This window comes from Aeribacillus sp. FSL K6-2848 (genome assembly GCF_038004325.1).
Classification (GTDB): Bacteria; Bacillota; Bacilli; order Bacillales; family Aeribacillaceae; genus Aeribacillus; species Aeribacillus composti.
Genome location: NZ_JBBOQQ010000001.1, coordinates 1,600,910 through 1,625,934, shown reverse-complemented (window position 1 = coordinate 1,625,934; position 25,025 = coordinate 1,600,910). Strand labels below are relative to the sequence as shown.

At 39.8% G+C, this 25,025-nt stretch carries 21 protein-coding genes, 4 pseudogenes and 1 riboswitch; of the genes and pseudogenes, 8 read left to right on the top strand and 17 right to left on the bottom strand.

Features of this window, described 5'->3' with window-relative positions; translation table 11 throughout:
* Positions 1-366: 366 nt before the first annotated feature.
* From NSS70_RS08000 to NSS70_RS07975, 6 genes and pseudogenes are all read right to left on the bottom strand, one after another.
* Positions 367-534 (bottom strand): annotated as a pseudogene (locus NSS70_RS08000) (preQ(1) synthase); the annotation flags it as partial.
* Positions 535-558: 24 nt separating this feature from the next.
* Positions 559-1,287, bottom strand: a complete 729-nt coding sequence (gene queE, locus NSS70_RS07995) for a 7-carboxy-7-deazaguanine synthase QueE (protein WP_063389355.1) — start codon at positions 1,285-1,287, stop codon at positions 559-561.
* Entirely contained in the window at positions 1,287-1,724 is a 438-nt protein-coding gene (gene queD, locus NSS70_RS07990; protein WP_063389356.1) for a 6-carboxytetrahydropterin synthase QueD, read from the bottom strand. The genes queE and queD overlap by 1 nt, the downstream gene beginning before the upstream one ends.
* Positions 1,724-2,422: pseudogene (queC, locus tag NSS70_RS07985) on the bottom strand (7-cyano-7-deazaguanine synthase QueC); the annotation flags it as partial. The pseudogene queC and the gene queD, both read right to left, overlap by 1 nt.
* A 141-nt stretch (positions 2,423-2,563) precedes the next feature.
* Positions 2,564-2,607: riboswitch (PreQ1 riboswitch) on the bottom strand.
* 373 nt (positions 2,608-2,980) lie between these two features.
* A complete protein-coding gene (locus tag NSS70_RS07980; protein ID WP_063389358.1) occupies positions 2,981-3,718 on the bottom strand; it encodes a metallophosphoesterase family protein in 738 nt (245 codons plus the stop codon).
* 32 nt (positions 3,719-3,750) lie between these two features.
* Positions 3,751-4,785 (bottom strand): YkvI family membrane protein, encoded by a 1,035-nt coding sequence (locus NSS70_RS07975; RefSeq protein ID WP_066247941.1) that lies wholly within the window; start codon positions 4,783-4,785, stop codon positions 3,751-3,753.
* A 243-nt stretch (positions 4,786-5,028) separates the two neighbouring features.
* Here NSS70_RS07975 and NSS70_RS07970 point away from each other — a divergent pair, with 243 nt between their 5' ends.
* The 3 genes from NSS70_RS07970 (at position 5,029) to motB (ending at position 8,878) form a co-directional block, all read left to right on the top strand.
* Positions 5,029-7,149 carry an ATP-dependent Clp protease ATP-binding subunit gene (locus tag NSS70_RS07970; protein WP_063389360.1) on the top strand — a complete coding sequence of 707 codons (2,121 nt, stop codon included), beginning with the start codon at positions 5,029-5,031 and terminating at the stop codon, positions 7,147-7,149.
* 162 nt (positions 7,150-7,311) lie between these two features.
* Positions 7,312-8,106 carry a flagellar motor stator protein MotA gene (gene motA, locus NSS70_RS07965; RefSeq protein WP_063389457.1) on the top strand — a complete coding sequence of 265 codons (795 nt, stop codon included), beginning with the start codon at positions 7,312-7,314 and terminating at the stop codon, positions 8,104-8,106.
* Positions 8,099-8,878 (top strand): flagellar motor protein MotB, encoded by a 780-nt coding sequence (motB, locus tag NSS70_RS07960; RefSeq protein WP_063389361.1) that lies wholly within the window; start codon positions 8,099-8,101, stop codon positions 8,876-8,878. Before motA ends, motB begins: the two co-directional genes overlap by 8 nt.
* A gap of 13 nt (positions 8,879-8,891) precedes the next feature.
* On the opposite strand, the gene NSS70_RS07955 is transcribed toward motB, so the two are convergent.
* The gene (locus NSS70_RS07955) at positions 8,892-9,338 is read right to left on the bottom strand and encodes a MarR family winged helix-turn-helix transcriptional regulator (protein ID WP_063389362.1); all 447 of its coding nucleotides are present in this window, start codon (positions 9,336-9,338) and stop codon (positions 8,892-8,894) included.
* Positions 9,339-9,511: 173 nt separating this feature from the next.
* On the opposite strand from NSS70_RS07955, the gene NSS70_RS07950 reads away from it, so the two are divergent.
* Positions 9,512-10,999 carry an ATP-binding protein gene (locus tag NSS70_RS07950; RefSeq protein ID WP_340881236.1) on the top strand — a complete coding sequence of 496 codons (1,488 nt, stop codon included), beginning with the start codon at positions 9,512-9,514 and terminating at the stop codon, positions 10,997-10,999.
* Between the two features lie 205 nt (positions 11,000-11,204).
* On the opposite strand, the gene NSS70_RS07945 is transcribed toward NSS70_RS07950, so the two are convergent.
* On the bottom strand, positions 11,205-11,657 hold the full coding sequence (locus NSS70_RS07945) for a hypothetical protein (protein WP_340881234.1): 453 nt from the start codon (positions 11,655-11,657) through the stop codon (positions 11,205-11,207).
* An 88-nt stretch (positions 11,658-11,745) separates the two neighbouring features.
* Here NSS70_RS07945 and NSS70_RS07940 point away from each other — a divergent pair, with 88 nt between their 5' ends.
* Positions 11,746-12,477: a ZIP family metal transporter gene (locus NSS70_RS07940; protein WP_063389365.1), complete on the top strand. Its 732-nt coding sequence runs from the start codon at positions 11,746-11,748 to the stop codon at positions 12,475-12,477.
* Positions 12,478-12,499: 22 nt separating this feature from the next.
* Here NSS70_RS07940 and NSS70_RS07935 read toward each other — a convergent pair whose 3' ends face one another.
* Both NSS70_RS07935 and NSS70_RS07930 read right to left on the bottom strand, forming a co-directional pair.
* Positions 12,500-12,748: an aspartyl-phosphate phosphatase Spo0E family protein gene (locus NSS70_RS07935; RefSeq protein WP_066247934.1), complete on the bottom strand. Its 249-nt coding sequence runs from the start codon at positions 12,746-12,748 to the stop codon at positions 12,500-12,502.
* Between the two features lie 418 nt (positions 12,749-13,166).
* Positions 13,167-13,481: a YbjQ family protein gene (locus NSS70_RS07930; RefSeq protein ID WP_340881232.1), complete on the bottom strand. Its 315-nt coding sequence runs from the start codon at positions 13,479-13,481 to the stop codon at positions 13,167-13,169.
* Between the two features lie 179 nt (positions 13,482-13,660).
* Between NSS70_RS07930 and NSS70_RS07925 the strand changes: the two genes are divergently transcribed.
* Positions 13,661-14,287, top strand: a complete 627-nt coding sequence (locus NSS70_RS07925; RefSeq protein ID WP_063389368.1) for a 5-bromo-4-chloroindolyl phosphate hydrolysis family protein — start codon at positions 13,661-13,663, stop codon at positions 14,285-14,287.
* Positions 14,288-14,292: 5 nt separating this feature from the next.
* Complete coding sequence (locus NSS70_RS07920; protein ID WP_339199581.1) at positions 14,293-15,453, top strand: toxic anion resistance protein; 1,161 nt, start codon at positions 14,293-14,295, stop codon at positions 15,451-15,453.
* Between the two features lie 181 nt (positions 15,454-15,634).
* Here the strand turns inward: NSS70_RS07920 and NSS70_RS07915 are convergent, their stop codons facing one another.
* Together NSS70_RS07915 and NSS70_RS07910 are read right to left on the bottom strand one after the other, a co-directional pair.
* The gene (locus tag NSS70_RS07915) at positions 15,635-16,129 is read right to left on the bottom strand and encodes a methylated-DNA--[protein]-cysteine S-methyltransferase (protein ID WP_063389369.1); all 495 of its coding nucleotides are present in this window, start codon (positions 16,127-16,129) and stop codon (positions 15,635-15,637) included.
* Position 16,130: 1 nt separating this feature from the next.
* Complete coding sequence (locus tag NSS70_RS07910; protein WP_339199578.1) at positions 16,131-18,287, bottom strand: PAS domain S-box protein; 2,157 nt, start codon at positions 18,285-18,287, stop codon at positions 16,131-16,133.
* Positions 18,288-18,461: 174 nt separating this feature from the next.
* Here NSS70_RS07910 and NSS70_RS07905 point away from each other — a divergent pair, with 174 nt between their 5' ends.
* Complete coding sequence (locus NSS70_RS07905; protein WP_066247926.1) at positions 18,462-19,463, top strand: acyltransferase family protein; 1,002 nt, start codon at positions 18,462-18,464, stop codon at positions 19,461-19,463.
* A 284-nt stretch (positions 19,464-19,747) separates the two neighbouring features.
* Here the strand turns inward: NSS70_RS07905 and NSS70_RS07900 are convergent, their stop codons facing one another.
* The 5 genes and pseudogenes from NSS70_RS07900 to NSS70_RS07885 all read right to left on the bottom strand — a co-directional run bounded on the left by NSS70_RS07900 (position 19,748) and on the right by NSS70_RS07885 (position 24,795).
* On the bottom strand, positions 19,748-20,467 hold the full coding sequence (locus tag NSS70_RS07900) for a LutC/YkgG family protein (protein WP_340881229.1): 720 nt from the start codon (positions 20,465-20,467) through the stop codon (positions 19,748-19,750).
* On the bottom strand, positions 20,464-21,897 hold the full coding sequence (locus NSS70_RS07895) for a LutB/LldF family L-lactate oxidation iron-sulfur protein (RefSeq protein WP_063389373.1): 1,434 nt from the start codon (positions 21,895-21,897) through the stop codon (positions 20,464-20,466). The genes NSS70_RS07900 and NSS70_RS07895 overlap by 4 nt, the downstream gene beginning before the upstream one ends.
* An 18-nt stretch (positions 21,898-21,915) precedes the next feature.
* Positions 21,916-22,635: a (Fe-S)-binding protein gene (locus NSS70_RS07890; protein ID WP_063389374.1), complete on the bottom strand. Its 720-nt coding sequence runs from the start codon at positions 22,633-22,635 to the stop codon at positions 21,916-21,918.
* 141 nt (positions 22,636-22,776) lie between these two features.
* Positions 22,777-23,212: pseudogene (locus NSS70_RS20835) on the bottom strand (IS1634 family transposase); the annotation flags it as partial.
* Between the two features lie 353 nt (positions 23,213-23,565).
* Positions 23,566-24,795, bottom strand: a pseudogene (locus NSS70_RS07885) (IS110 family transposase).
* Positions 24,796-25,025 lie beyond the last annotated feature (230 nt).

The window sequence follows — 25,025 nt, the reverse complement described above, 5'->3', positions numbered from 1 at the left end:
CACAAACAGGTGGACTATATCATATTCTTATTCAACTGCGATATTGAATAAGAACCCTTGCGCTTCCACCAAGATAATATATGCTGTCATCTTGGTGTACTCTACTCTCTTCCTCCAACACTACTCTTACTCGCTTCATGCTGGAGTGATTTCGATAGTCTCTGCACCTTCCTCAAATTTAAGAAGAAGATTCCCTTAAATTTGAGGCTTGGCTCAGGGTTGGAAAGATAATGGGAATAAGAGACAAGAACATGTTTTTCTTTTATTTGATTACAATTGCCATTTCCGCTTTTTACTCCATTATCCTCTTCCCCTGAATTCACAAGGTTTATCCGACAGTGTCGCCACTGAAGTGTGCCCTTATTGACACAAGCTGGTAAACTCCGGACAATTGAACTTCACGAAATAATCGCGGTCTGGATGTTTATTATCGAATACTTCCAACACTTCTGGGCTGTATTCAAATAAATATTTTGTATTTTTGTTGCCTAACAGCGTCAGATCTTTCAATTCATCATCTTTTCTTCCAGCCATCTTTTTTCATCCTTTCCTATTCATTTACACTCCGCGCTTGTTTCCCCAAACAAGTGCATGAAGCTGCGGCAAAACTCGAGCATCGTTCATTTCTTTTGATAGAACAGTCAATTCGATCAGCCATTCTAATTTTTCTAAAAGCTGATTTCTCAGGAGGTGATCATTTTGTTCGTTTACTTGATCATTTCCAGGCTGCAAATAAAATGAAATATTTGGATAGCGAAGGTGGACGTTTTTCGCGTAATCAAAATCTTCCTCATTAAAAACAACAACTTTTAGACTAACATTGTCTTTCCGTCCGCCATCGATCAGCCGCTTCATAATGTCATCAAGCACAGTAAAGTTCGTTTTCATCCCTGAACTAGGAGGCTTGGGAGAAAGAGTTAAATCATCGATTAGTAAAAACCAATCTTGATAACGGCTTCCCTGTGTCTCCAGTGCAGTGCGAAATCCTTGCTCCCTTAAAAGGATAATCAATTCATCCAATCCTCTAATCAATGCCGGATTTCCGCCCGAAATGGTGACGTGATTGAAGCGATCGCCGCCAAGCTCAATAAGATCGTCCAAAATTTCCGCTGCTGTCATTTGTTTAATTTCATCTTTTGCTGAACCGTTCCACGTAAAAGCTGAATCACACCAGCTGCATGAATAGTCGCAACCGGCCGTTCGGACAAACATTGTTTTTTGTCCGATCACCATTCCTTCCCCTTGAATGGTCGGTCCAAAAATCTCGATGACCGGTATTTTTTTCATTATTTCATCTCCCTTTTCGGACGGTACACAACATAGCTTGTCGGCGTTTCTCTGACAAACACCTGCAAGCATTTCGGTTTATTCGGGAGTACATTTAAATGATCCTGGACAATTTCCCAAATTTTCCGCGCAACCACTTCTGTCGTTGGAAAGTCTTCGCTGTTTTGACCATTGAATACATCCGTATGGTCATTGAGCAGCGTATGGTCAAATCGATCATGAACCCATTTTTTTAAATGCTGAAAATTCACAAGGAATCCTGAATCATCAAGCTGATCACCGCAAATAGTGAGATTGACGAAATACGTGTGGCCATGTACACGGGCGCATTTCCCCGCTTTTTCATGCGGGATGTAGTGTGCAGCAGATATTTGCATATCTTTATTCAGCTCATAACTATAACTATGAAAAACTTGCGGATAAAATTGATGAAGCATCACGTATTAGCTCCTTTTTCAGCCAAATATTGTTCCAATCCCCTTTTTCTCAATAAGCAAGCAGGACATTCGCCGCATCCGTCGCCAATAATGCCGTTATAGCACGTCAACGTTTTTTCGCGAATGATATCGAACACCCCTAATTCATCGGCAAACTTCCACGTTTCCGCTTTATTGATCCACATAAGCGGCGTGTGAATCACAAAATCCTCTTCCATCGCTAAATTAATCGTTACATTGCAGGATTTTACGAACACGTCCCGGCAGTCAGGATAGCCGCTGAAATCCGTTTCACATACACCTGTCACAATATGTTTCGCTCCCAGTTGTTTCGCCAAAATGGCGGCAAATGTCAAAAAAACTAAATTCCTCCCCGGAACAAAAGTGTTGGGAAGCTCTCCTTCCTTTTGTTCAATTTCCATATTTGAACGCGTTAATGCATTCGGCGCCATTTGATTTAATAAGGACATGTCCAGCACATAATGAGGTATGCCGGCTTCGTTCGCAATGTTTTTCGCTGCTTCAATTTCCTGTGCATGCCGCTGATTATAATGAAACGTGACAGCGGTCACCTCATCAAATTGTTTCTTCGCCCAAAACAAACAAGTTGTACTGTCTTGTCCTCCGCTAAACACAACGACCGCTTTCTTATTATCCATTTGAAAACGCTCCTTTCTGAAAAAAGAAAGCCATTCACACTGCCTAGCTTAAACAGAAACTGACTTTTTCTGCTACAGTGGCGGAAGCAAGCTGTTCAGAAGCCTTTCGAAATCATCATAAATCTATTCAACTTCTAAACCTTTCGCAAACATTGAAAAAACTATATCCCAAGGATATAGTTTTCCTTAGTTTTTTATAGAGGGTGTGCTAGAACCTCTCCCGTTCTTTCGAAACGGATTTTTATTCAAGTTGTATCTTATTATATCATACAGAATTGGTTATGCAAACGGCATGCTCCGACTGGAGTCACTCAAGACTTTGTGGGCAACTTTTTTAATCGCTATTTTTGATAGCGAAATCACTTTTTTCAGGGTACTCTCTTGGTAAAAAAAATCTTCTTTTTTCAAAAAACAGGATTGAGCCGAGCGTTTGTGGGCAATTTTTTATCTAAATGTAGTCCATGATCATTCTACCAGGAGCAGCCGCACTTTCTCATATTACTGCCACACTTTCCCTTTCATTTAATGAGCAATCAGAGTTCTCATTAAATGAAGGCGCTAATTTTTGCCTACAATAATTTTACTTTTACCTCCGCATCATGCCTTTTCCAAGCCTCTGTAGCGTGAGGTCGTTAATTCCTGAATATACTCTTTTAGTTCCGGCATTTCTTTTTTTCTAGCTAATTGAATGGCAAGGTCAATATCATATGGAACACGTATGTGCTGAATCGAAAAAGGAGCCCTTTTCTCCGAGTTGAACATGCCTTCCAAAATGCAGTAGGATGCTTCGGGCAGGTCCAGCGGATTACCGACACTGCCTGCATTAAAAAGCGTTTTGCCGGATAAATGCTGTATAAAGGCATTATGAACATCACCGTATCCGACAACATCCGGCTCCTTCGTTCCCAAACCGGTTTCAACGCTGTTTTCAAACATGGACAATCTTTTTTCAATCGAATCCCAAGGCTGTACCCTTATCCAGACGCTGAAAGGGGATGCATGAAAAAGCCGCAGCCGGCGGCCGCTCATATAAAAATCAATGGAAAACGGGAGGCTACGCAAATATTCTATGTCTTCTTGCGACAACTGATTTTGATGCCAGCGAACGACATCGTTTACATCTTCCCTTGTAATCAGCTCGTCCCAGTTTCCTTTTAAAACAAAATCGCAGGAGCTGCGGACGATATCGATCGCTTCTTTTGATTCAGGTCCTTTTCCGACAAGATCTCCTAAACAAAAAATTCGATCTACATTTCGCAAGCTTATATCTTTCAATACAGACGACAACGCTGGAATATTCCCATGTATATCAGAAATGACCGCGATTTTATCCAAATAAACTCCTCCTTCATTTCCCTACTATTTTATCATGATTTGTTATCGTCTGGAATTTTTTTGAACATTAATAATATGAAAAAGGCAATGCTCATATACCCGAACAGCGGATAAAGCGTGGAAATAAGCTTTCCGTATCCTATCAGGCTGACTAAATAACATAATAATAGGATGAAAATGACACCAGCGATTTTTGCCAAAGGCTTTTCCGATGATAATTGCCGTTCCAAACCATACAGATTACCGATCAACGATGAAAATATTTCTCCAAAAATAACAAGGATGTATATGTAATAAAAGCCTGAAAACAGCTGCTTGACAATTTCAGCCATTGGGATTTCAAAAAGCCCGGCGTCCGGCAAATGCAGAAGAGAGAAATAGCTGGAAAATAAAATGAAGCTTAATCCGAGACCGCCTACAACTCCGCCCAATTTAATGGCGCTTTCATCCTTTATTGCGTTTGCGAGCGGAACAAGTACAGCCTGAGCAAGAGAGAGATTAAAAGAAACATATAAAAAGCTTGATTTGACTGGTTGAAACACTCCATCCAACGATAAATCGATAAAATCACCCCTAATGATGGCTTCAATGGAGATGATCAGGCTAAACAAAATAAAAAGCGGAACAACCAATAGATTGACGGAAGACAGCCCTTTGACTCCAAACGAAATCACAGCAATGGAAAGCACAATCGTTAAAAAAATTCCAAATTGCTTTGAAAGCGACAGTTGCTCTTCAAAAATCGCCCCCGCCCCCGACAGCATGACCGATGTGATGCCAATCAGCATCATAAACATCAAGCCGTTGACTACATAAGCTGACAACGTCCCAAACAAAAATTGGTTCAACTGCAAATACGAAGATGCATTAATCCGTCTTCCGATCAACATCATTTTCGTTCCCAGCCAAACAAATAAAACGGCAGAACAAATAATTCCAACAATTCCTCCGGCGCCGTATTTTGAAAAAAACTCAACGATCTCTTTTCCCGTTGCAAACCCTGCACCGATGACAGTGCCGATATAGACAGAAGCTATTTGAAGTGCCAATACCCATTTATTGCTCATGTTTCACCCACCTTACTTTATCAACAATATATGGACAAGAAGGGAAAAAAAGACGAAAAAAATTTGTAAAAAAGACTTGAAAGTCAAAAAAGGTCAAAGTATAATAAAGTCAGAAAAGGTCAAACAGTGAATCTAACTATTGAATGATTGAGATTGTCTCTTTGATTCCAAAAGGTCAAAGAAAGTCAAAGAAGTTTCTTCTTTTGGTCAAAGTTAATCAAAGTCAAAAAGGAGGAATGTTATATGTTGTGTGAAAATTGCCAAGCAAGAAAAGCCAATGTTTTATTAAATGTACAAATCAATCACAACAAACAAGAAATGCGTCTCTGTCAAGAATGCTATCAACAATATAAACAAAAAATCCCAAGTGGTTTTTACGGATTTAGCGGTTTCGATGAATTATTTCAATCATTTATGCCAAACTCTTTTGAGAGCTTTGACCAAGCTGTTCAAGCACAACCGAAATCAGGGGGCGGAAAACAGAACGGCTTCCTCGATCAATTCGGCCGAAATTTAACGGATGCTGCAAAAGCTGGGTTGATTGATCCTGTCATCGGCCGCGATGATGAGGTAAGACGAGTGATTGAAATTTTAAATCGACGCAATAAAAATAACCCGGTTTTAATCGGAGAACCAGGCGTAGGGAAAACAGCTATTGTGGAAGGACTAGCCTTAAAAATTTCTCAAGGAGACGTTCCGCAAAAATTAAAAAATAAAGAAGTTTATTTGCTGGATGTTTCATCACTTGTCGCCAACACGGGAATTCGCGGACAATTTGAACAGCGGATGAAGCAGCTAATTCAAGAATTGCAGGCCCGGAAAAACATTATCCTGTTTATCGATGAAATTCATCTTTTAGTCGGCGCTGGTTCTGCGGAAGGTTCTATGGATGCCGGCAACATATTAAAGCCAGCGCTCGCCCGCGGTGAGCTTCAAGTTGTCGGAGCAACAACTCTAAAAGAATACCGGCAAATCGAAAAAGATGCAGCCCTTGAACGACGCTTCCAGCCGGTTATTGTGAAAGAACCTTCCATTGAAGAAGCGATCAGCATTTTAAAAGGAATTCAAGAAAAATATGAACAATACCATCAAGTCAAATATTCAGAAGATGCGATTAAAGCTTGCGTCACACTATCTCATCGATATATTCAAGACCGCTTTTTGCCTGACAAAGCCATCGATTTAATGGATGAAGCTGGTTCAAGATTAAACTTAAAAGCCGAGCCGGCTAATGAAGCAGACATCCACGAGCGGCTTAAACAAATTGCCCATGAAAAAGAAAAAGCGCTAAAAGAAGAACGATACGAACTTGCAGCTAAGCTTCGCGACGAAGAAGCTGCCCTTGAAAAGCAGCTTGAACAAGGAAAGGACAAACAGCAAGCAATCGTTCAAGTAGAAGACATTCAAAAAATCATCGAAGAAAAAACCGGCATACCAGTCGGCAAGCTGCAAGAGGATGAGCAAGCAAAAATGAAACATTTAGAAGAAAACTTGGCGAAAAAAATTATCGGCCAAGAGGATGCTGTCCGGAAAGTGGCAAAAGCCATTCGCCGCAGCCGCGCTGGATTGAAAGCAAAAAACCGACCGATCGGATCCTTCCTGTTCGTCGGCCCGACTGGCGTTGGAAAAACGGAATTGTCGAAAACATTAGCTTTGGAGCTGTTCGGTTCAAAAGATGCCATGATTCGCTTGGATATGAGTGAATATATGGAAAAACATTCTGTTTCAAAATTAATCGGCTCGCCTCCAGGCTATGTCGGACATGAAGAAGCAGGACAATTAACGGAAAAGGTTCGTCGCAATCCTTACTGCATTATCCTGCTGGATGAAATTGAAAAAGCTCATCCAGATGTACAGCACATTTTCTTGCAAATATTAGAAGACGGACGCTTGACAGACAGCCAAGGCCGCACCGTCAGCTTCAAAGATACGGTCATTATTATGACCTCTAACGCTGGAGCAGGTGCAAAACAAGTTCACGTCGGTTTTAACAGCACGGTGGAAAAAGAATCAAGCATCCTTGAATCTCTCGGTTCATTCTTTAAGCCTGAATTTTTAAACCGTTTCGATGCCATTATTGAATTTAAACCGCTTGATAAAGAAGATTATTTGAAAATAGTTGATTTGATGCTTGAAGAAGTTCGGAACACGTTGAAAGAACAAAACATTTCATTGGACGTAACAGAAAAAGCAAAAGAAAAATTGGTAGAAATCGGCTATCATCCATCCTTCGGCGCTCGTCCGCTTCGCCGCGTCATTCAAGAACATATTGAAGACAAAATTGCAGACATCCTGTTAGACGGTGAAGTGCACAATCATTTAATCGCCGACGTGGAAAATGAAGAAATCGTTATTCGTTCATAACAGCTGCCCTAACAGTCCATTAGGGCAGTTTTTTTTGGGGAACAGCATCGCAAAAATCGATTCCGATGAATGTGTCGTTTATTTTTTTTATCAAATATAAAATTTTCGTCTTTCTTTGTCGATATAATAATTGAATATAGAAAGAAGAAGGATTTGATGAACATGGACAAAACATCAATTATCGGCATTTTTTTAGGAATTATGGCAATTATTGTCGGCATGGTTTTAAAAGGTGTCAGTCTTTCCGTCTTAATCAATCCGGCAGCTATCGTCATTATTATCATCGGAACGATTGCTGCGGTCGTTATTGCCTTTCCGACAAATGAAATTAAAAGAGTACCGAAATTATTCCGCGTCTTATTTAAAGACACACAAACTTATACGATTCAAGAGTTGATTGTCCTTTTCTCTGAATGGGCGCAAATCGCAAGGAAAGAAGGATTGTTGGCACTGGAAGCTAAGCTTCAGGAAATAGATGACCCATTTTTAAAGACCGGTTTAAGCATGGCTGTGGACGGTCAGTCTGCCGAGTTCATCCGAGATGTTATGACAGAAGAAATCAATGCAATGGAAGAGCGGCATGAAGCAGGCGCCGCTATTTTTTCTCAGGCCGGCACGTATGCTCCGACTCTTGGCGTATTAGGAGCTGTATTAGGTTTGATTGCCGCACTAGCCAATTTGGAAAATATTGAGGAGCTCGGACATTCGATCAGCGCCGCGTTCGTTGCTACTTTGCTCGGAATTTTTACAGGATATGTTTTATGGCACCCGTTTGCGAACAAGCTGAAAAGGAAATCCCAGCAGGAGGTGCTCGTCCGCCAGGTGATGATCGAAGGCATTCTTTCCATTTTAGAAGGACAGGCACCGCGGACGATCCAGCAAAAGTTGGCATTTTATCTTCCTGAAAAAGAACGGGCAAAGATTTCTGATGAAGGAAGTGTTGCGTCCGATGCGTAGTAGAAAAAAAAACCGCAATGACCATCATACAGATGAAAGCTGGCTTATTCCCTATGCCGATATTTTAACCCTTTTGCTTGCGCTCTTTATCGTCCTATTTGCTCTCAGTTCGATAGATGCCCAAAAATTTGAACGTTTGGCTAGAGCTTTCAATTCCAATTTTGACGGAGGCATAAGCGTTTTAGAATATCCGAGCCCTCTACCACAACAAGAAATGGAAAACATCGAAGAAAACAAACAAAATGGAAAAGTGCAAAATGAGCCTCATGACAATGATGAATCGGGAAACAGCGATCAAGAGGAATTAGCGGAAGTTCAAAATCGGTTTAATCAATACATTGAAGAAAACAACTTGAAAAACAATATTAAAACATCACTAAACGAAGAGGGTTTGTTAATCACGATTCGGGACGATATATTGTTTGATTCGGGCAGCGCCAAAGTGAGAAAAAAAGATGAAATTTTGGCTACTGACATTGCCAAAATGCTCGCCATGGGCAGTGCCCGCAACGTGGTTATCAGCGGACATACAGACAATGTACCGATTCATAATTCAAACTTTGATTCAAACTGGCATTTAAGTGTTATGAGAGCCGTAAATGTGATGAAAATTATTTTAGAAAACAAAAATCTCGACCCAAGCAAGTTCAGTGCGAAAGGATACGGCGAATACAAACCCGTCGCTTCCAATGATACAGCAGAAGGAAGACAAAAAAACAGACGGGTGGAAATTCTAATTCTTCCAAACAATAAAAAAGCGGAGCCGAATTAAGCCGGTTCCGCTTTCATTTTTCTTTCGCATGGTACCCTACTTTTTTTAATAGATTAATCGCTGTTTCCTTCTCATCTTCTGTCAAAATATTCACGATCGAATCAATCATCTCTTGATGAGAAGGAAAGATTTCTTCAATCCATTTTCTCCCCTTTTCCGTTATTGCCGCATATGTGACACGGCGGTCTTTAGGGCATGCTTTTCGAACTAACAGCCCTTTTTGCTCTAATTTATCAATAACATACGTAATGCTGCCGCTAGCTAAAAGAATTTTTCCGCCGATTTGTTGAAGTGGCTGATCTCCTTTATGATACAAAAGCTCTAAAACGGCAAATTCCGTTAAGTTTAATCCATATGATTGAATGTGCTTGCTAACTTGATCATTCATTGCGCGATAAGCACGTGAAAGAACGATAAAAAATTTTAGAGATTTTTCAATACTGCTGTTTTCCTTAGCCAACTTTCATCATTCCTTTAGTATTTCAATGTCTTGAATTATAATAGTGAAACTTCTCATTATTGTCAATCACTGCATAGAAAATTTCAGAATAAAAAAACTTTTTTTAACCCGATCTTCTTTCAAAAGATCATGCTATAATAAAAAGGTTGATGAAAAAGAAGGAGTTTAAAGAAATGCTGGACTTAACACATCGCCATAAGGTTTTGCTTTACATTTTGATCGTAATCCTGCCCACTTTTCTGATTTCGTTTATCATATGGGAAAAACAAAAAAATATTCTCTTTTTGAAACATGAAAAAGAAGCCGTATATATGCTAGACATTCATCAAAGTCAAATTGACCGCTTAATCTCGGAAACAAAAACGAGAATGGAAACAATGGCGTTATTCATAGATCAAGAAAATAATCCAAACCAAATTCAAAGAGCTCTAAAAGAAACCCTACAACAAGAACCCCGCTTTACCGGCCTTTATATCGCAAATGCAGACGGAACAATAAAAATCGGCACTCAACCCGTTTCATTACATCATGACATCTCTTCGGAAAAATGTTTTCAATCTGCGCTCGCAACAAAAAAGACTTCTATTTCAGAAGTTCACGATAAAAAGCTTATCACGATCTGCACCCCGATTGTAAATCAGCAAAAAGATGTAAATGGCGTTTTATACGCCACATTAAGCATAAACTATATACAAAATATTATGAATGTACTGAGCCCAGATTTATATATCGTGGTGAGCGACACGAAGAACAACTTTCTTTTCAGTGCAGGCGAAAAAGAAAAGGACGCTTCCGAAAAATCTGTTCAAACGGATATTACCCAGCTTCCATGGGTGCTGAAAGCGTCGGTCGCTCCGGTCAAGCCGTTGGAAATCTCTCAAGTTGTTTTAACTTATGCCGCCATTGTATACATTTTTTTTAATATTATTTTTTTGTTGATCCAATATTATTTGCTGAAACGTAAAGCAAGATTGGAAGAAGAAAAAATTAAAGCGCAAAAGCTTGAACTGGTCGGTACTCTCGCTGCCAGCACAGCGCATGAAATCCGAAATCCTTTAACTGGAATTAGCGGTTTTATTCAACTGTTAAAGAAAAAATATCAGTCAGAAGAAGATCAGCATTATTTTTCCGTCATAGAAAAAGAGATCGACCGAATCAATGAAATTGTGAGCGAATTTCTCGTTCTCGGAAAACCAACCGCTCATAAACACAAACTGTACGACTTAAATCAGATTATCGACGAAGTCATGCCGATCATTAAATCGGAAATCAATCTCCATCGAACAAATTTTCAAGTTCATATGGATCGGCATAATCCTATTCGGATTTATTGTACAAAAAATCATATTAAACAAGTTTTGTTAAATTTAACGAAAAATGCTTTAGAAGCAATGGACATGAACGGATCATTAGAATTGATTGTCAAAAAAGAAGCAAATCTTGCAGTTATCAAAGTGATCGATACAGGGAAAGGGATTCCTGAAAAAATGATGGAAAAAATTTTTGACCCATTTTTTACGATGAAAGACAGCGGCACCGGACTTGGACTGGCAATATGCAAACGCATTGTCGATATGTATGGCGGCACCATTGAGATTGAAAGCAAATTGAATGTCGGCACAACCGTGACGATAAAGCTGCCGCTATCAAATAAAAGCTAAAGCTCGATGTGATTCTGAACTAGGCGAAAAACAGCCTTCTTGTTCTAATGTAAGCCGCATCTAAAAATGCTTGATGATGCATTTGATGCAGGATTGGTAGAAACCGATGAAAGCGACGGTTTCTACCTTCTTTTATCTATTTTTGAATCAAAAACCGATTAGAGGATCGGGGCTAAAAAATGCTGAGTCGTACCCAATCATTTTCTTACGATGAATGATATCTTGACATGCGGCTTCCGCTTTTTCCTTTTCTTCCTTTTTGAGAACGTGTTTTTCCCATTATTTTTACTGCACCTTTATAAACGATATAAATGCTCAAAAAAGCGAAGAACAGAGCGAGAAATCCCCATAGACCTTGCACAATATCTTCAAATTCCATATTTCCTCTATTCGTTATTTTTTGTTGAACCTCAATGGCAAACACTATGACAACTAGTACGGTCATTGTATAAATAAACGATATACATAAAATGCCGAATTTTGCTATATATTTAAATACCACATGTGTAATGAAAAAGATAACCATGCCGAAAATGCCGATGATCCAAAAATGCAGCTGTTTATCTGTTAATTGAAAACCAGCCATTTCTACCAAATGGATAATATTGTCATGAAAATCATTAATCAGTTCTACAATGAATAAGAGCGTTTCTTTCATATAAAATCTCCTTCTATTGATAAAATAACAAATCTATTATAAAACATTATTATCAAAATTTATTTTTTCTGAAAAGGGGTACGATTTTATGTACGACGTATATATTGGGAGTTTTTTATCAGCAATGTCTACAGGTTTAGGGGCTGTCCCGATTCTTTTTTTGCAAAAAACGATTAAACATAGAGGAAGAGATTTATTATTAGCATTCAGCGCTGGGATTATGATGGCTGCTTCCATGAGGGGGTTGATACCTGAAGCATTAGCAAACGGAAATATAATGAAAATGTGCATCGGATTAATACTTGGAGTGCTTATATTAACAATTTTAGAGAAAAATATTCCTCACATTGAACTGGAGCATACGAAAGAAGGAATACAATTTGACGAAAAAGCATTGCTCATTATCTCGGCGATCACCTTACATAATCTCCCGGAGGGTCTATCTGTCGGAGTAAGTTATGCCTCAGAGAAACAAGATTTAGGTCATCTAATTGCTCTTGCAATCGGGCTGCAAAATGCACCAGAAGGCTTATTAGTTGCGCTTTTTTTAATCAATCAGAACATTTCCCGCATCAAAGCCTTTTTCATTGCAACGTTGACAGGAGCGATCGAGATTGTCACATCTCTAATAGGGTTTTATTTAACAACATTTGTTGAATCTTTAGTTTCTTACGGTCTTGCTTTTGCTGCAGGAGCAATGCTTTTTATCATTTATAAAGAATTGATTCCGGAAAGCCACGGCGATGGTCATGAATTGACTTCGACATATTCTTTTATTTTCGGAATTTTATTTATGATTGTGCTGACTGAACTTTTTTAAGCTTGTCAAATATGAGTTTTCTTTATTTTTCAACCGTTGCAACAAAAGGATTTGTTAATGTCCATTTCATAGGGTGGAAAATCGATTGATTTTTCTCATCGCTGCTTACCATTTGCTGGTATTTGTTTAAAAGCTTGTCCAGTTCTTGGCTCAGCTCAATCGTCTCTTTGCTGTTCATCCCGTTTATTTGAGCCATTTCAATCATTTTTTGCCTTTTTATTATGATTTCTATGAACAGCTTTTCTTTGCGCAGCTCTTCTTCCGTTGCCATTTCTCATATCCTCCTTCCAAATCTCGCGGTCTAAAGACACGCACTCGGTTATTATTACAGATTCTACTATTTTTGTAAATAGATTCGCAAATTTAGACAATATTTTTACACAAGTATTTGACAATCCTCTTTAATATTTATGTAAGGAGGATTGTCAAAACATTCATACAGTCATAAAAAGCTTATCCAAAAGACTTTTTAAAAGAAAAAATTCGACTTCTTTTTTACTCGCTGACAGCAGACCAAAGCTTATTGCCTCAATAACCGCTGCCGTTTTATAGGTCGGAGGACAATATTTGAGCAATGATAAGATGCTTGTTTTCTATTTAAAATATTGTCGGAAATTTCTTTCCTTTCATTAAGAAAAGCTGCGCTTATTTCTATCATCACAATGACAAGCCTAAAAAACAGCGCAATTTTATCGGATTTTTACAGCTGTTCCAGTTGCTACAACCATCATCATCCCATCTCGTAATGTTTCAAAGTCAAGATCCACTCCAATCACAACATTGGCGCCCAGATTTCTAGCTTTCGCTGTCATTTCTTCAATAGCTATTTCCCTTCCTTCTGAAAGCTTGCTTTCATATGCGCCGCTTCTGCCGCCGACAATATCCGTAATGCCTGCCAAAAAATCGCGGACAATGTTTGCACCAAGAATGGTTGTACCGCTGACAATCCCCAAGTATTCTTCAATTTCCTTTCCTTGCAAAGAATTGGTTGTTGTAATAATCATGGATTTCCCTCCATTATTTATTTTTTTACTTTATTACGTTTGAAAAAACGTTTCGTTCCATTCCGATTCACAAATCATTCTACTTTTTCTCTAAATTGTAGTAAAATTGTAGTAAAAAGCGAAACCTTGCTTTCCGTTTGTTCGTAAATTTATTAAACAATGCTGACAGGGGTAGGATCATGAAATCGATATTCTTGTTTTTCATAAGAAGTTTTATTGCTGTTTGTTCGATGTCTGTTCTTTGGTTTGCCTTGTTTTTAGGATTTGACCAAGCTTTCATTCAATCGTCTTTGTATGCTGTTGCAGGCGGTATTATCGTCTATTATATCACCAAATGGCTGCAAAAAAGAAATTGGCTGAAGCAAAACGGATTGACAGCCAGTGAATACAAATATGTACAGGAAAATTTAAAGGAAGCAAGACAAAAAATTGCCCGACTGCAGCGCACCTTATTTAGAGCCCGATCGCTCGGAACGATTCAGCAGCTTGTCGAAGCAATCAGGCTTTCCAAACGTATATATCATGTCGTTGAAAAGGAGCCGAAACGCTTCTATCAAGGCGAATCATTCTTTTTCTATCATTTAGATTCTTGCGTGGAGCTTGCAGAAAAGTATACGTTTCTTTCCGCCCAGCCGATCCGCGATCAGAACGTTAAATCATCATTGGAAGAAACGAAACAGATGTTGAATCAAATTTGCGAATCATTGGAGAAAGATTTAATCACCGTTTTATCGAATGATATCGAACATCTTCAATTTGAATTAAATGTTGCGAAAAAACAAACAACGAAATGGAAAGATAGGTGATTACGTTGGAAGAAAAGAAAGAGTTGGATCTATTAGATGATCTATTAAAGGACCCATTTGGAGAAAAAGAAGATAAGCCCGCATCACCTTTAGCAGTCGGCGAAGAAGAACAGCCGAAAAAATTTATCGACATGCTCTCACAGGAGCATAAAGCAAAGGCTGCACAGCTGGCAGCTCAAATTGATTACAAAAACCGGCATTCGATCGTCCAATTTGGGGCTTCCGCTCAGCAAAAGCTCTCCAGTTTTTCCCACGAAATGCTGGACTATGTTCAAAAAAAGGATATCGGGCCTATAGGCGATATTTTAAAAGAGCTGATGAGCAAACTCGAACAAGTAAACCCGGAAGAATTAAAACCGGAAAAACGAAGCTTCTTCTCTCGTCTTTTCAAGAAAATATCTAGTTCGATCAATGAAATTTTATCCAAATACCAAAAAATCGGGGCACAAATTGAACGCATTACAGTCCGGCTGGAAAATTCAAAAAAAGCGCTGATGTCCGATATTCAATTGCTCGATCGTTTATATGAGCATAATAAGGAATACTTTCACGCGCTAAACATTTACATCGCTGCTGGTGAATTAAAATTGGAGGAGCTCCATACAAAAGTAATACCGGAATTGCAAAAAAAAGCGGAAGCAACTGGAGATCAAATGGCGGTTCAAGAAGTAAACGACATGCTTCAATTTGCTGATCGGTTGGAAAAACGGATCCATGATTTAAAGCTATCTAGGCAAATTACAATCCAAACGGCTCCGCAAATCCGGATGATTCAAAATATGAATCAAACATTAGCGGAAAAAATCCAATCCTCCATTTTGACGTCCATTCCTTTATGGAAAAACCAAATTGCGATCGCTCTCACCTTATATCGGCAAAAAGGAGCACTGGAGGCCCAAAAGCAAGTGACGAAAACGACGAACGAGCTGCTTTTGAAAAATGCAGAAATGCTGAAAGCAAACACAATTGAAACAGCCAGGGAAAATGAACGAGGCATCGTCGATATTGAAACGTTGAAAAAAACACAGGACGACCTAATTTCAACAATCGAAGAAACGCTCAGGATCCAACAGGAAGGACGTCTAAAAAGGCAGCAGGCTGAGCAAGAACTAATGCAGCTCGAGAAAGACTTAAAAACAAGACTATTGCAATTTAAACAAGAATAAAAAAGACAAACCGGGATGATTTTTATAGAGGAAAGATTTTACACATATACAGCTGTTGAGTGATTTCGTCCAAGCTTTTTTAAATGCTCATGCAGAACCTGCACGGCATTTACATCATATAAACAGCAAATTTTTTAAAAACTCTGCGCAGGCATCGCAGAGTTTTTCATTTTGAAAGTTTCTATGATGCCCAATTTTTACATTGCTCTAATTGCAGCAAAAAAGCTTTTTTATCCGTTTGATTGCCTGCATAGCCTACAAGCGCTCCGTTTTTGCCAATCACCCGATGGCAAGGAATTATGATCGGGATAGGATTCGCTTTATTGGCTTGTCCAACTGCCCGAACAGCTTTCGGATTTCCGATCCCATCTGCAACATATTGATAGCTTCTAGCTTCACCGTATGGAATGTTCATCAACTCTTTCCATACTTTTTGCTGAAATGAAGTGCCTTTTGGAAAAATGGGAAGGGAAAATATTTTTCGTTTCCTTTGAAAATATTCCTTAAGCTGTTTCGCTGCCTCTTCCAATAGATCCGTTTTATGTTCCACAACTTTTGAAGATGCCAGAAGCTCTGTAAGCTCCTGCTCGTCCATCAACAAAGAGACAATTCGATTCTTTTCCTCTATAATCCCGATCGTTCCAATAGGGCTGTTCATTGTATGCAAAAAGTACATCCTACACACCTTCTTGACCATTGATAGGGAGCGAAATATAAAATGTCGTTCCATACCCTACTTTGCTTTTGACATCAATTTTCCCATTGTGCTCTTTAATAATTTTGTAGCTTACCATAAGACCTAGGCCTGTTCCCCGCTCTTTCGTTGTATAAAACGGCTCCCCAAGCCGCTTCAGTTTATTTTTTGGAATGCCTGGCCCTTCATCTTGAATGGAAATTTGAACCCGGTGATCATCTTCTTTTGTGATCGAAACATAAATATTGCCTCCATTTGGCATCACTTCGATTGCATTTTTTAATATGTTAATAAAAACTTGTTTTAATTGATTGGGTTCGCAAAATATATCCGGCACTTCCCCATAGTCTAAATGAATTTGCACATTTACTAGAATAGCCTGTGCATTTAATAATTCTATCGTATCTTTCATGATTTTCACAATATTTTTTTGTTCAAATCGAACAGCTTGAGGCTTCGCCAAAATAAGAAATTCATCAATGATTGATTCAATTCGCTTCAGCTCAGAAGTAATGACATTGAAATACATGGAATAATCTTCTTTTATGCTTCCTTGCAGCAGCTGGATAAATCCTTTTAACGCTGTCATTGGATTGCGGATTTCATGGGCTATTCCGGCTGCCAATTCCCCAACAATATTGAGAGTGTCCGATTTTCTCAGCCGCTCTTCGATTTCTTTTCTTTCGGTGATATCGCGAAATATAACTAAATTCATATTTTCAATAATGTGGCGTTTAAATGAACATTCGAGAATTCTTTCCTGCTTATTTTTCACCGTAATCGCAAATTCTTTCGTCAACCCATCCATTTTCCAATCACTTTTAAAATGAATGGGAAAAAATCGGAATATGCAATCACGTCCAATTTGGTCTTGTGTTAATCCTAAAATTTGCATTGCAGCAGGATTGGCATCAACAATCACCCAATCATCATTAAACAGAAGGATGCCGTCCATCGCTCCGTTAAACACATTCCGAAATTTTTGTTCACTTTCACGCAATTCTTTTTCCATTCGTTTCCGGTCGCTGATATTTCGCAATATGGTCATATGGGTTTTTTCCTTCGGGTTGTATTTTGATGTGAATTCGAGCTGCTTCTTTTGTCCGTTCGGCATGTAAAACATTAATTCTTCCCGGATGGCACCGGATTTTAAATATTCATCTTTCACCTGCAAAAACTTTGGATCATTTGCATTGATAAATCGCATTAAATTGCTTTTCAACAGTTCATCAAAGGGGAGTTCAAATATGCGGCAAGCCCATTGATTCGCGCGTATAATATTTCCAAAATGATCCCAAATAAGGATGGCATCAAGAGCATTTTCAAAAATTTCTCTAAACCTTTCTTCACTCTTCAAAATTTGCTGTTCCATAAGCCTCTTCTCTGTAATATCGCGCAATATCGACATGTAAAATCCGTGTAAAATGTTTGACGTGGTCGTAAATTCAAAAATTTTTCGCGTTCCGTCTTTTAATCGGACAGGCATTTCTCCTTTCATTTTTCCTTTTTCAAACAATACTTCATAAAAATATTTTTTCATTTTCTCATCTTCGATAAAATCTGAAAATTTATAGTTTTTGAGTTCATCACTCGGAATGCAAAAGCTTGTACAAAATGATTGATTGGCATCTATAATAAATCCTTCGTAATCAAAAATGACAATGCCGTCAACAGCACGGTCAAATAAATCCGGAAACAGCTGTTCATTGATCGATCGTTCCTGTTCAAGAATTTTTTTCGAAGAAACATCCCGAAAAATAGCAAGATTGTATGTGCCGTAAATGTTCTCAATGATGCTGTATTCAACATATTTGATTCGGCCGTTTTCCAGTTTTAACATGAGTTCCGCATATTGCTGTTTTTCATGATCAGAAAAATTTTTTATAAATTCGTTTCCTGGCAGAGCTGCTACAAAATCATCTATCGACTTCTCTAGTATGACTTCTTTTTCCATTTCAAAAAGGCGGCATGCTGACTGATTTACTTGAAAAAACTTGCCGTGATGATCTAAAAGCACCATAGCATCTACTGATCGATCGAAAATTTCGTAATATTTTTTTAATTTTTCATTTTCTTGTTGCGCTTTTTTTAAACGCTTTGCCAACAAATCTTCTTCAATGGCTGCAATGTTTTGCTTCAAACTTCCCACCTCTCATTTTAACACTCTCAATATATTTACATTTTCTACAAATTACGTTAGAATCCTTCATGCACTGTCAATTTAGTCAATTCGATGTACCTTTCAGTACGACTGTTTACAAAATGTTGAATTTGTCTTATATTTTAAATCGAAACTTTTTTTGAAGGTGATAACATGAATGAGAGGAACAGCTACTTTGATAACGCCAAGTTTATATTAATTCTTCTTGTCGTGTTCGGCCATTTTATTCGATCGATGATTGAAGACAATTACATTATGATGAACATATACAAATTTATTTACACGTTTCATATGCCTGCGTTCATTTTAATTTCCGGCTTTTTTGCCAAAGGGTTTAACAAACAGGGATACGTTAAAAAAATAGCCAAAAAACTCATTTTGCCATATTTCATTTTTCATGGCATCTATACAGTTTATTATGTTTTGATTAAAGGCGACAATCTGCTCCATTCAATTGATCCTTTGAATCCGCACTGGTCCCTCTGGTTTTTAATAAGTTTGTTTTTCTGGAACGTCATGCTGATCCCGTTTTCTAAATTGAATAAATTGGTCGCTTTAGGACTTTCGTTCTTTATCGGTATTGCAGCTGGATATTTTGATTTCATCAGCAACTATTTGAGCTTGTCACGTACACTAGTCTTTTTTCCTATTTTTTTAATAGGTTTTTATTTAAAGAAAGAACATTTTGCCATGATGACGAAGCTGCCTGCAAGATCTTTAGGGGCAAGTGCTCTGTTGCTTACATTTGTGACGTATTTCTATTTGCCTTTTGAGTATGAGTGGCTGTTCGGTTCCATGCCTTATTCAGCTTTTGGCGAAACGGATATCTTTTCAGGGCTGGTGCGGCTCGGATTTTATTTTCTTACTTTGATTACGACGTTCGGATTTTTCTCGTTAATACCGAAAAAGCGTCAATTTTTCACTGAATGGGGCACAAGAACTTTTTACGTTTATTTATTGCACGGATTTATCATTCAATCGTTCAGAGACAGCGAACTTGAAAGCTGGCTTACAGAAATAGAAAGCATCACGGTATTCGCCATTGTTTCAATTGTCGTTACATTCTTGCTGTCGAGCCGCTTTGTCAAAACGATCGCACAGCCAATCATTGAACTTCGAGCGACAATGCTAAAAAAAATAGTAAAAGGCTTATAAGACCGGGGCTGACGCACACAGACAGTCACATCACATAAATAGAACGGCTTCTAATAGCTTTTCAGAAATAGGTCTTTTCTACAGTCCGAGATGCTGAAACAACAATCTAGAGTAGTTAGAGAAATAACTTCAAAGGCGTCGCAGTTCCTAAACTTTCTAACTTTAAAAACAAGTCATAAGTCAGAGGTCCTAGCGGGGTATGGAAAATTCGAACATTTGCCAAAAAAATCTGGCGAGGCCCCTCGATGGACTTCGCCAGATGTTCAATTTTTTAGTCAATCCATTCAGCAATCTTCAATAATGAGATAGGCTGTTTTAATTGGCCCATGTACGCCAACCACTAAGTTCATTTCAATATCCGCTGAATTGCTCGGTCCTGTAATAAAATTAATGCAGGAAGAAATCGTTTCGCCTTTTTCCACCATTTGATGAAATTTTCTGGCGGCCTGTGTCATTCTAGGGAGGATCGTGCTTTTCGGAATAATGGAAATATACGTTGTCGGCAAAAGGCTGACCGCCCTTCCTTTCCCTCCCCCATTCAACAAGACAACCGTTCCGGATTCAGCCAGTGTATAATCGCTGAACGTAATTCCGATATTTGCTCTTTCCGCAATTTGAATATTTTCTTTTCCAAGCTCAGGATCCCATATATGCACGTCTGTTCCTTCGTTTGGCAATTCCTCCAATAAAAAAGGCATCAGCCCGAATGCTTCAAACCGATGATCGTCCCACGTCACAATCGGACCGCCTCCATAAAAAGCAATCACCTCTTTCAGCGTATTTTTCAATGATTTGGAAGTCGTTCTGTATACATCGACATGAACATTTTTACATTGTTTTATAAATGCATCAACCAGTTCGTCGGAAGAATAACCAGCAAGTGTTTTTTCTTGAGGGTGAAATGACCAGCTGGACCGTTCCACCCCTTCCTTCCGGGGATTTCGTCCTAACCTTTGAGCTATCATCTGCAAAAACGAATCTCGATTTTGAATCGTTCCGTTCATGAACGATCACCACTTTCTTTTTTACGATTGTGAAACCATTCGCGAAAGCTGTTTTTTTCCGGTGCCGGGAAATCACGTATGGACGTCCAATTTTTCAAAGGACCTGGTCCATTGGAAATTTTCCCGTCTTTCGAAAACGGTTTGAGGGCTGCTGGCGCCAGTTTTGTTCCCCACTGATACAGTTTTTGATTCGATGCTCCTATTCCAAATGCCTTCATCGCCAGCTTCTCGCTTATTGGCGCTCGTCCTTCCCGCTCGACAATTACTTGCCGATGCTTATGGAGAAGTTCATGAAGCGGAATTTTTACGGGGCATGCTTCCGTACAAGCGGCACATAGTGTGGAAGCATAAGGCAATTCCTTAAAATCATCATAACCACCAAAAAGCGGCGTCAATACAGCGCCAATCGGACCTGGGTAAATCGATCCGTACGAGTGGCCGCCTATATGCCGATATACAGGACAGACGTTAATGCACGCTGCACAACGAATGCATTGAAGAACAGGCTGGAATTCAGTTCCTAAAATTTTGCTTCGTCCGTTATCAACAATCACCAAATGGAATTCTTCCGGTCCGTCAACATCCTCTTTTTGTTTCGGACCAGTTAAAACCGTTATATAGCTCGTTAATTTTTGACCGACTGCACTCCTTGTCAAAAGACTGACAAGCACATCAAGTTCTTCGAATGTTGGAACTATTCTTTCCATCCCCATGACAGTTATTTGTGTTTTCGGAATGGTCGTCACCATGCGGGCATTTCCCTCATTTGTCACTAAACAAAACGATCCGGACTCGGCAATGGCAAAATTGCATCCTGTGATGCCGACATCCGCTGTTAAAAATTCCTCCCTAAGCATTTTTCTCGCATGGAGTGCAAGCTCCTCAGGCTTTTCTGTTTTCTCATACCCAAGTTTTCGCTGAAACACATCTCGAATTTGTTCCTTATTTTTATGCAGGGCTGGGGCTACAATGTGCGAAGGCGGATCATGATCATCAATCTGCAATATATATTCGCCTAGATCCGTTTCAATAACTTCACAGCCCGCTTCCTCCAAACATTGATTCATATGAATTTCTTCCGTCACCATCGATTTCGATTTGACAATTTTGCGAGCCTTTTTTTTCTTGATAACGCTTTGGATGTAATCGTTCGCTTCCTCCGCTGTTTGAGCAAAAAAAACATGTCCGCCCCTTTTTGCAACATTTTCGCTTAACTGGTGTAAATAATAGTCCAAATTTTCCAATGTATGCTTTCTGATTTGTTCACCGAGCGATCTCCATTCTTCCCAATTGCCAAGCTCTTCAGCAGCTTCCAGACGTCTTTTTCTCAGCCTTTCTTGAGCATCTTGGACTGCATTTCTCATAAAATCGTTTTCAATATTTTTTTGCACCCTTTGATCAAACGGCTGATCCGAAATTTTCATTGCCATCCTGCTTTCCCCCCTCCATTATTCGATACTGTTTAACACCTCAGCAATGTGCATGACCTTCACTTGTTTATTTTTCCTGCTTATTCTCCCCCCAATATTCATTAAGCAGCCGCAGTCTGCCCCGATTAAATAGTCGGCATCGGTTTCCTCAATATGCCGAACTTTTTCATCAACCATTTGTTCAGATATTTGTTCCATTTTGACGGAAAACGTTCCGCCAAAGCCGCAGCAATCATATGCATTTGGAAGCGGAACCAATTCAAGCCCCTTCACGTTTGCCAGCAATTTAAATGGTGCCTCCTGAACTCCAAGAAGACGGGTCATATGACATGATGTATGATAGGTTGCTTTTCCTTTTAATGTTGCGCCCACATCTTCCAAATTTAAAACATCTACAATAAACTGTGTTAATTCATACGTCTTATTTGCAAGCTTTTGCGCCTTTTCTTTCCAAACCGGATCTTCATCAAAAATGTGCGGATATTCCTTAAACATCGTGGCACATGATCCGGAAGGTGTGACAACATAATCGGCATGTTCAAAGGTGAGAATCATATTTTTCATCGCTTCTTTTGCCGCTTGAACATATCCGCTGTTATAGGCAGGCTGTCCGCAGCAAATTTGGCTTTCCGGAAATTCTACTTCGCATCCAAGTCTTTCTAAAAGCTCAACTGTTGCTTTGCCTACTGAACCGTTAAATACATCCACTAAACATGTGACAAATAATGAAACTTTCAATTTGCTCCCCCCGCCTTGTGAAACAGTTTCAACTAAGATGTAACCCTTTTCTTTTCACTTTATCGCTTTTTTTATCTTTAGTCAACAGGTCATCTGATGACTAGAAAGGAATATGCTTGCTTTATTCATAAAAAAAGCCGCCGTGTCGATCCATTGTTTGAAGATATCATACTTACTATTGGGATCCATGAGACGGTTTAACACCATGGCAAAAACGGCTTCGTCATACTGAGAAGCAGCCTCGGAATCATCCATGATTTTACGTAATAGCCGACCAAGCCCTAACTTTTCCCATACCTTTCGGAACAGATAAACCGGCCCAAACTCTTTTGTCCAAAGCACGGAGACAGAAGAGGAAGAGCCTTGCCCGTGAATTCGGTCAAAGTAACGCTCTGAAAATTTGATTAATCCCTCGATTTATTTATCGACAGAGCCATTCTCTAATAAATGCTCTAACCCCCCTAGATTATAAGCGTTTGTTGCCGAACTTTATTGTCTACACGAAATGTACGACATATTTGTAGATATTGACGAACAGAACCATTTTTATTTTTTGCTTATTAATTCGAATATACATATGTGGGTTTATTTGGCATGTATTTTTTTGAAAATGGCATTGAAAACTCCAAAGTATCCTCTTGTCAAATTCCGCTTCCCCCCAAAAGACCCGAAATTAGTAATTAAATTTCCTAGACTCTATTTTTATATAACAAATTATACCATTTTCCCATGTTATATATTGTGTTATTTTCGATAGAATATAAGTGTAATGATTAAAGTCCTGCGGTAATATGTCAAGGTGAAAAATCATAGAAATTGGAAATTCCCTTGTCCGATGATCCGAAAAAAGGCAATACTGAAGAAACCCAGTATTGGTACATGTAATAAACTGGGTCTAAAGGTTGATATTGGTATACCAGATCGATCCTCTTATCGATCTTCCCCCTTTCTTGGCGTGTAGATTTGACCGTTGCGTAGCAGCGCATCGATCACACGCACGAGTTTTCTAGCGGTGAGGACGAGGGCTCGTTTATGTTGGTGTTTGGGCACTTCCTCATACTTCTTCCGGTAGTACGCACGAAACGTCGCATCATGCCGTTGTACCGAGTTGGCAGCCTCCACTAGGTAGTAACGGAGATAGCGATTGCCGGAACGAATGAGGGAGGTGTCCTCGGCTTGAAAACGGCCCGATTGGTGCTTGGACCATGTCAAGCCGGCATATTTTGCCAAGGCGGCCTGATTGTGAAACCGCTCGATTTGCCCGATTTCGGCCAGGATGCCTGCGGTATAAACCGGTCCGATGCCTGGGATGGTTTGCAGTGTGTTCGGAATGCCTTCAAGATGGCGGGTAATGGCTTTATCGAGCTCTTTGAGCTACGATTGCAGGCTGCGGATTGATTGAATCGACAGCCCTAACAGCAAGTCGATGGAATCCTCGACACACTTGGACAACCGATACGACGAACGGGCCGCCTTTTGAATCGACTTGGCGATGCATTCCGGATCGGCAAAGCGATTGCGCCCTTTTTGGCGCAGGAAGTCGGCCAACTGCTTGACATCCATTTGGCAGATGTCATCGAGGCTCCACGACTCAAGCAGCAGTTCGAGAATGGCATGTCCGAAGATCGAACTGTCCACCTCTTGGGTAAAGGAACTGCATTTGTAAAACAAGTGCTGGAGAAAATACTGTTTCTCACGGGTTAACTGGTGGACGAGATGATATCGCATGCGTGTCAGTCGCTGAAGCGCGAGAAACTGCTCCTTGAGGACAGCCGTCATCTTCAGACGGCCGAAGCGAAGCCGATCCGCAATGATCCAAGCATCGATGTCATCCGTTTTCTCCAAGTCGACATAGGCTTCTTTAAACTTGCGAATGAGCTTTGGATTGATCGTAAACACCTTGACGTTCCAAGCCTGCAAGGCCTCCTGCTGGTGGAAAAACATAGCTGGATGCCAACTGTAGACCGAGGTGGCTTCCATCCCGATCAGAAATTCGGTTGGCTTTCGCTTGTTAGCCCACAGGAGGATTTGATCCCGAAGGAAGGTGGCGCCCAGAAGATGATTATCCACTTTGAAGCGTGCGCACGTATTTCCTTCATGATCCATAATGCAGGTGGCTAAGTCGCGTGAGCTCACGTCGATCCCGACGTAGAGTTTCATGAGATCACCTCCTATTGTTGTAGGATCGAGGGGTAGGACTCTTCGGGATGCCCCCGGATCGCGCCTGTTGACCAGTCACCCTCGCATATGAGAACTCACGTTGGACCATGGGCTGCCCTGGAAGCTGCTCCTTCCAGCATGGGGAAAACCAACGGGAACAGCCTGCGGGTTAGACGTCCAAACAGGGGCCGAGGAGACAGACTTTACAAGTAGTCAAAGCTACAGGAGTG

Coding starts and splice junctions, on each gene's coding strand:
- NSS70_RS07975 (WP_066247941.1), bottom strand. CDS start 4,785: ATGAGCAATAAATGGGTATTGGCACTTCAAATAGCTTCTGTCTATATC.
- NSS70_RS07945 (WP_340881234.1), bottom strand. CDS start 11,657: ATGAAAGAAACGCTCTTATTCATTGTAGAACTGATTAATGATTTTCAT.
- NSS70_RS07940 (WP_063389365.1), top strand. CDS start 11,746: ATGTACGACGTATATATTGGGAGTTTTTTATCAGCAATGTCTACAGGT.
- NSS70_RS07905 (WP_066247926.1), top strand. CDS start 18,462: ATGAATGAGAGGAACAGCTACTTTGATAACGCCAAGTTTATATTAATT.
- NSS70_RS07895 (WP_063389373.1), bottom strand. CDS start 21,897: ATGGCAATGAAAATTTCGGATCAGCCGTTTGATCAAAGGGTGCAAAAA.
- NSS70_RS07970 (WP_063389360.1), top strand. CDS start 5,029: ATGTTGTGTGAAAATTGCCAAGCAAGAAAAGCCAATGTTTTATTAAAT.
- NSS70_RS07935 (WP_066247934.1), bottom strand. CDS start 12,748: ATGGCAACGGAAGAAGAGCTGCGCAAAGAAAAGCTGTTCATAGAAATC.
- NSS70_RS07915 (WP_063389369.1), bottom strand. CDS start 16,129: ATGTACTTTTTGCATACAATGAACAGCCCTATTGGAACGATCGGGATT.
- queE (WP_063389355.1), bottom strand. CDS start 1,287: ATGAAAAAAATACCGGTCATCGAGATTTTTGGACCGACCATTCAAGGG.
- NSS70_RS07930 (WP_340881232.1), bottom strand. CDS start 13,481: ATGATTATTACAACAACCAATTCTTTGCAAGGAAAGGAAATTGAAGAA.
- NSS70_RS07900 (WP_340881229.1), bottom strand. CDS start 20,467: ATGAACGGAACGATTCAAAATCGAGATTCGTTTTTGCAGATGATAGCT.
- NSS70_RS07925 (WP_063389368.1), top strand. CDS start 13,661: ATGAAATCGATATTCTTGTTTTTCATAAGAAGTTTTATTGCTGTTTGT.
- queD (WP_063389356.1), bottom strand. CDS start 1,724: ATGCTTCATCAATTTTATCCGCAAGTTTTTCATAGTTATAGTTATGAG.
- motA (WP_063389457.1), top strand. CDS start 7,312: ATGGACAAAACATCAATTATCGGCATTTTTTTAGGAATTATGGCAATT.
- motB (WP_063389361.1), top strand. CDS start 8,099: ATGCGTAGTAGAAAAAAAAACCGCAATGACCATCATACAGATGAAAGC.
- NSS70_RS07950 (WP_340881236.1), top strand. CDS start 9,512: ATGCTGGACTTAACACATCGCCATAAGGTTTTGCTTTACATTTTGATC.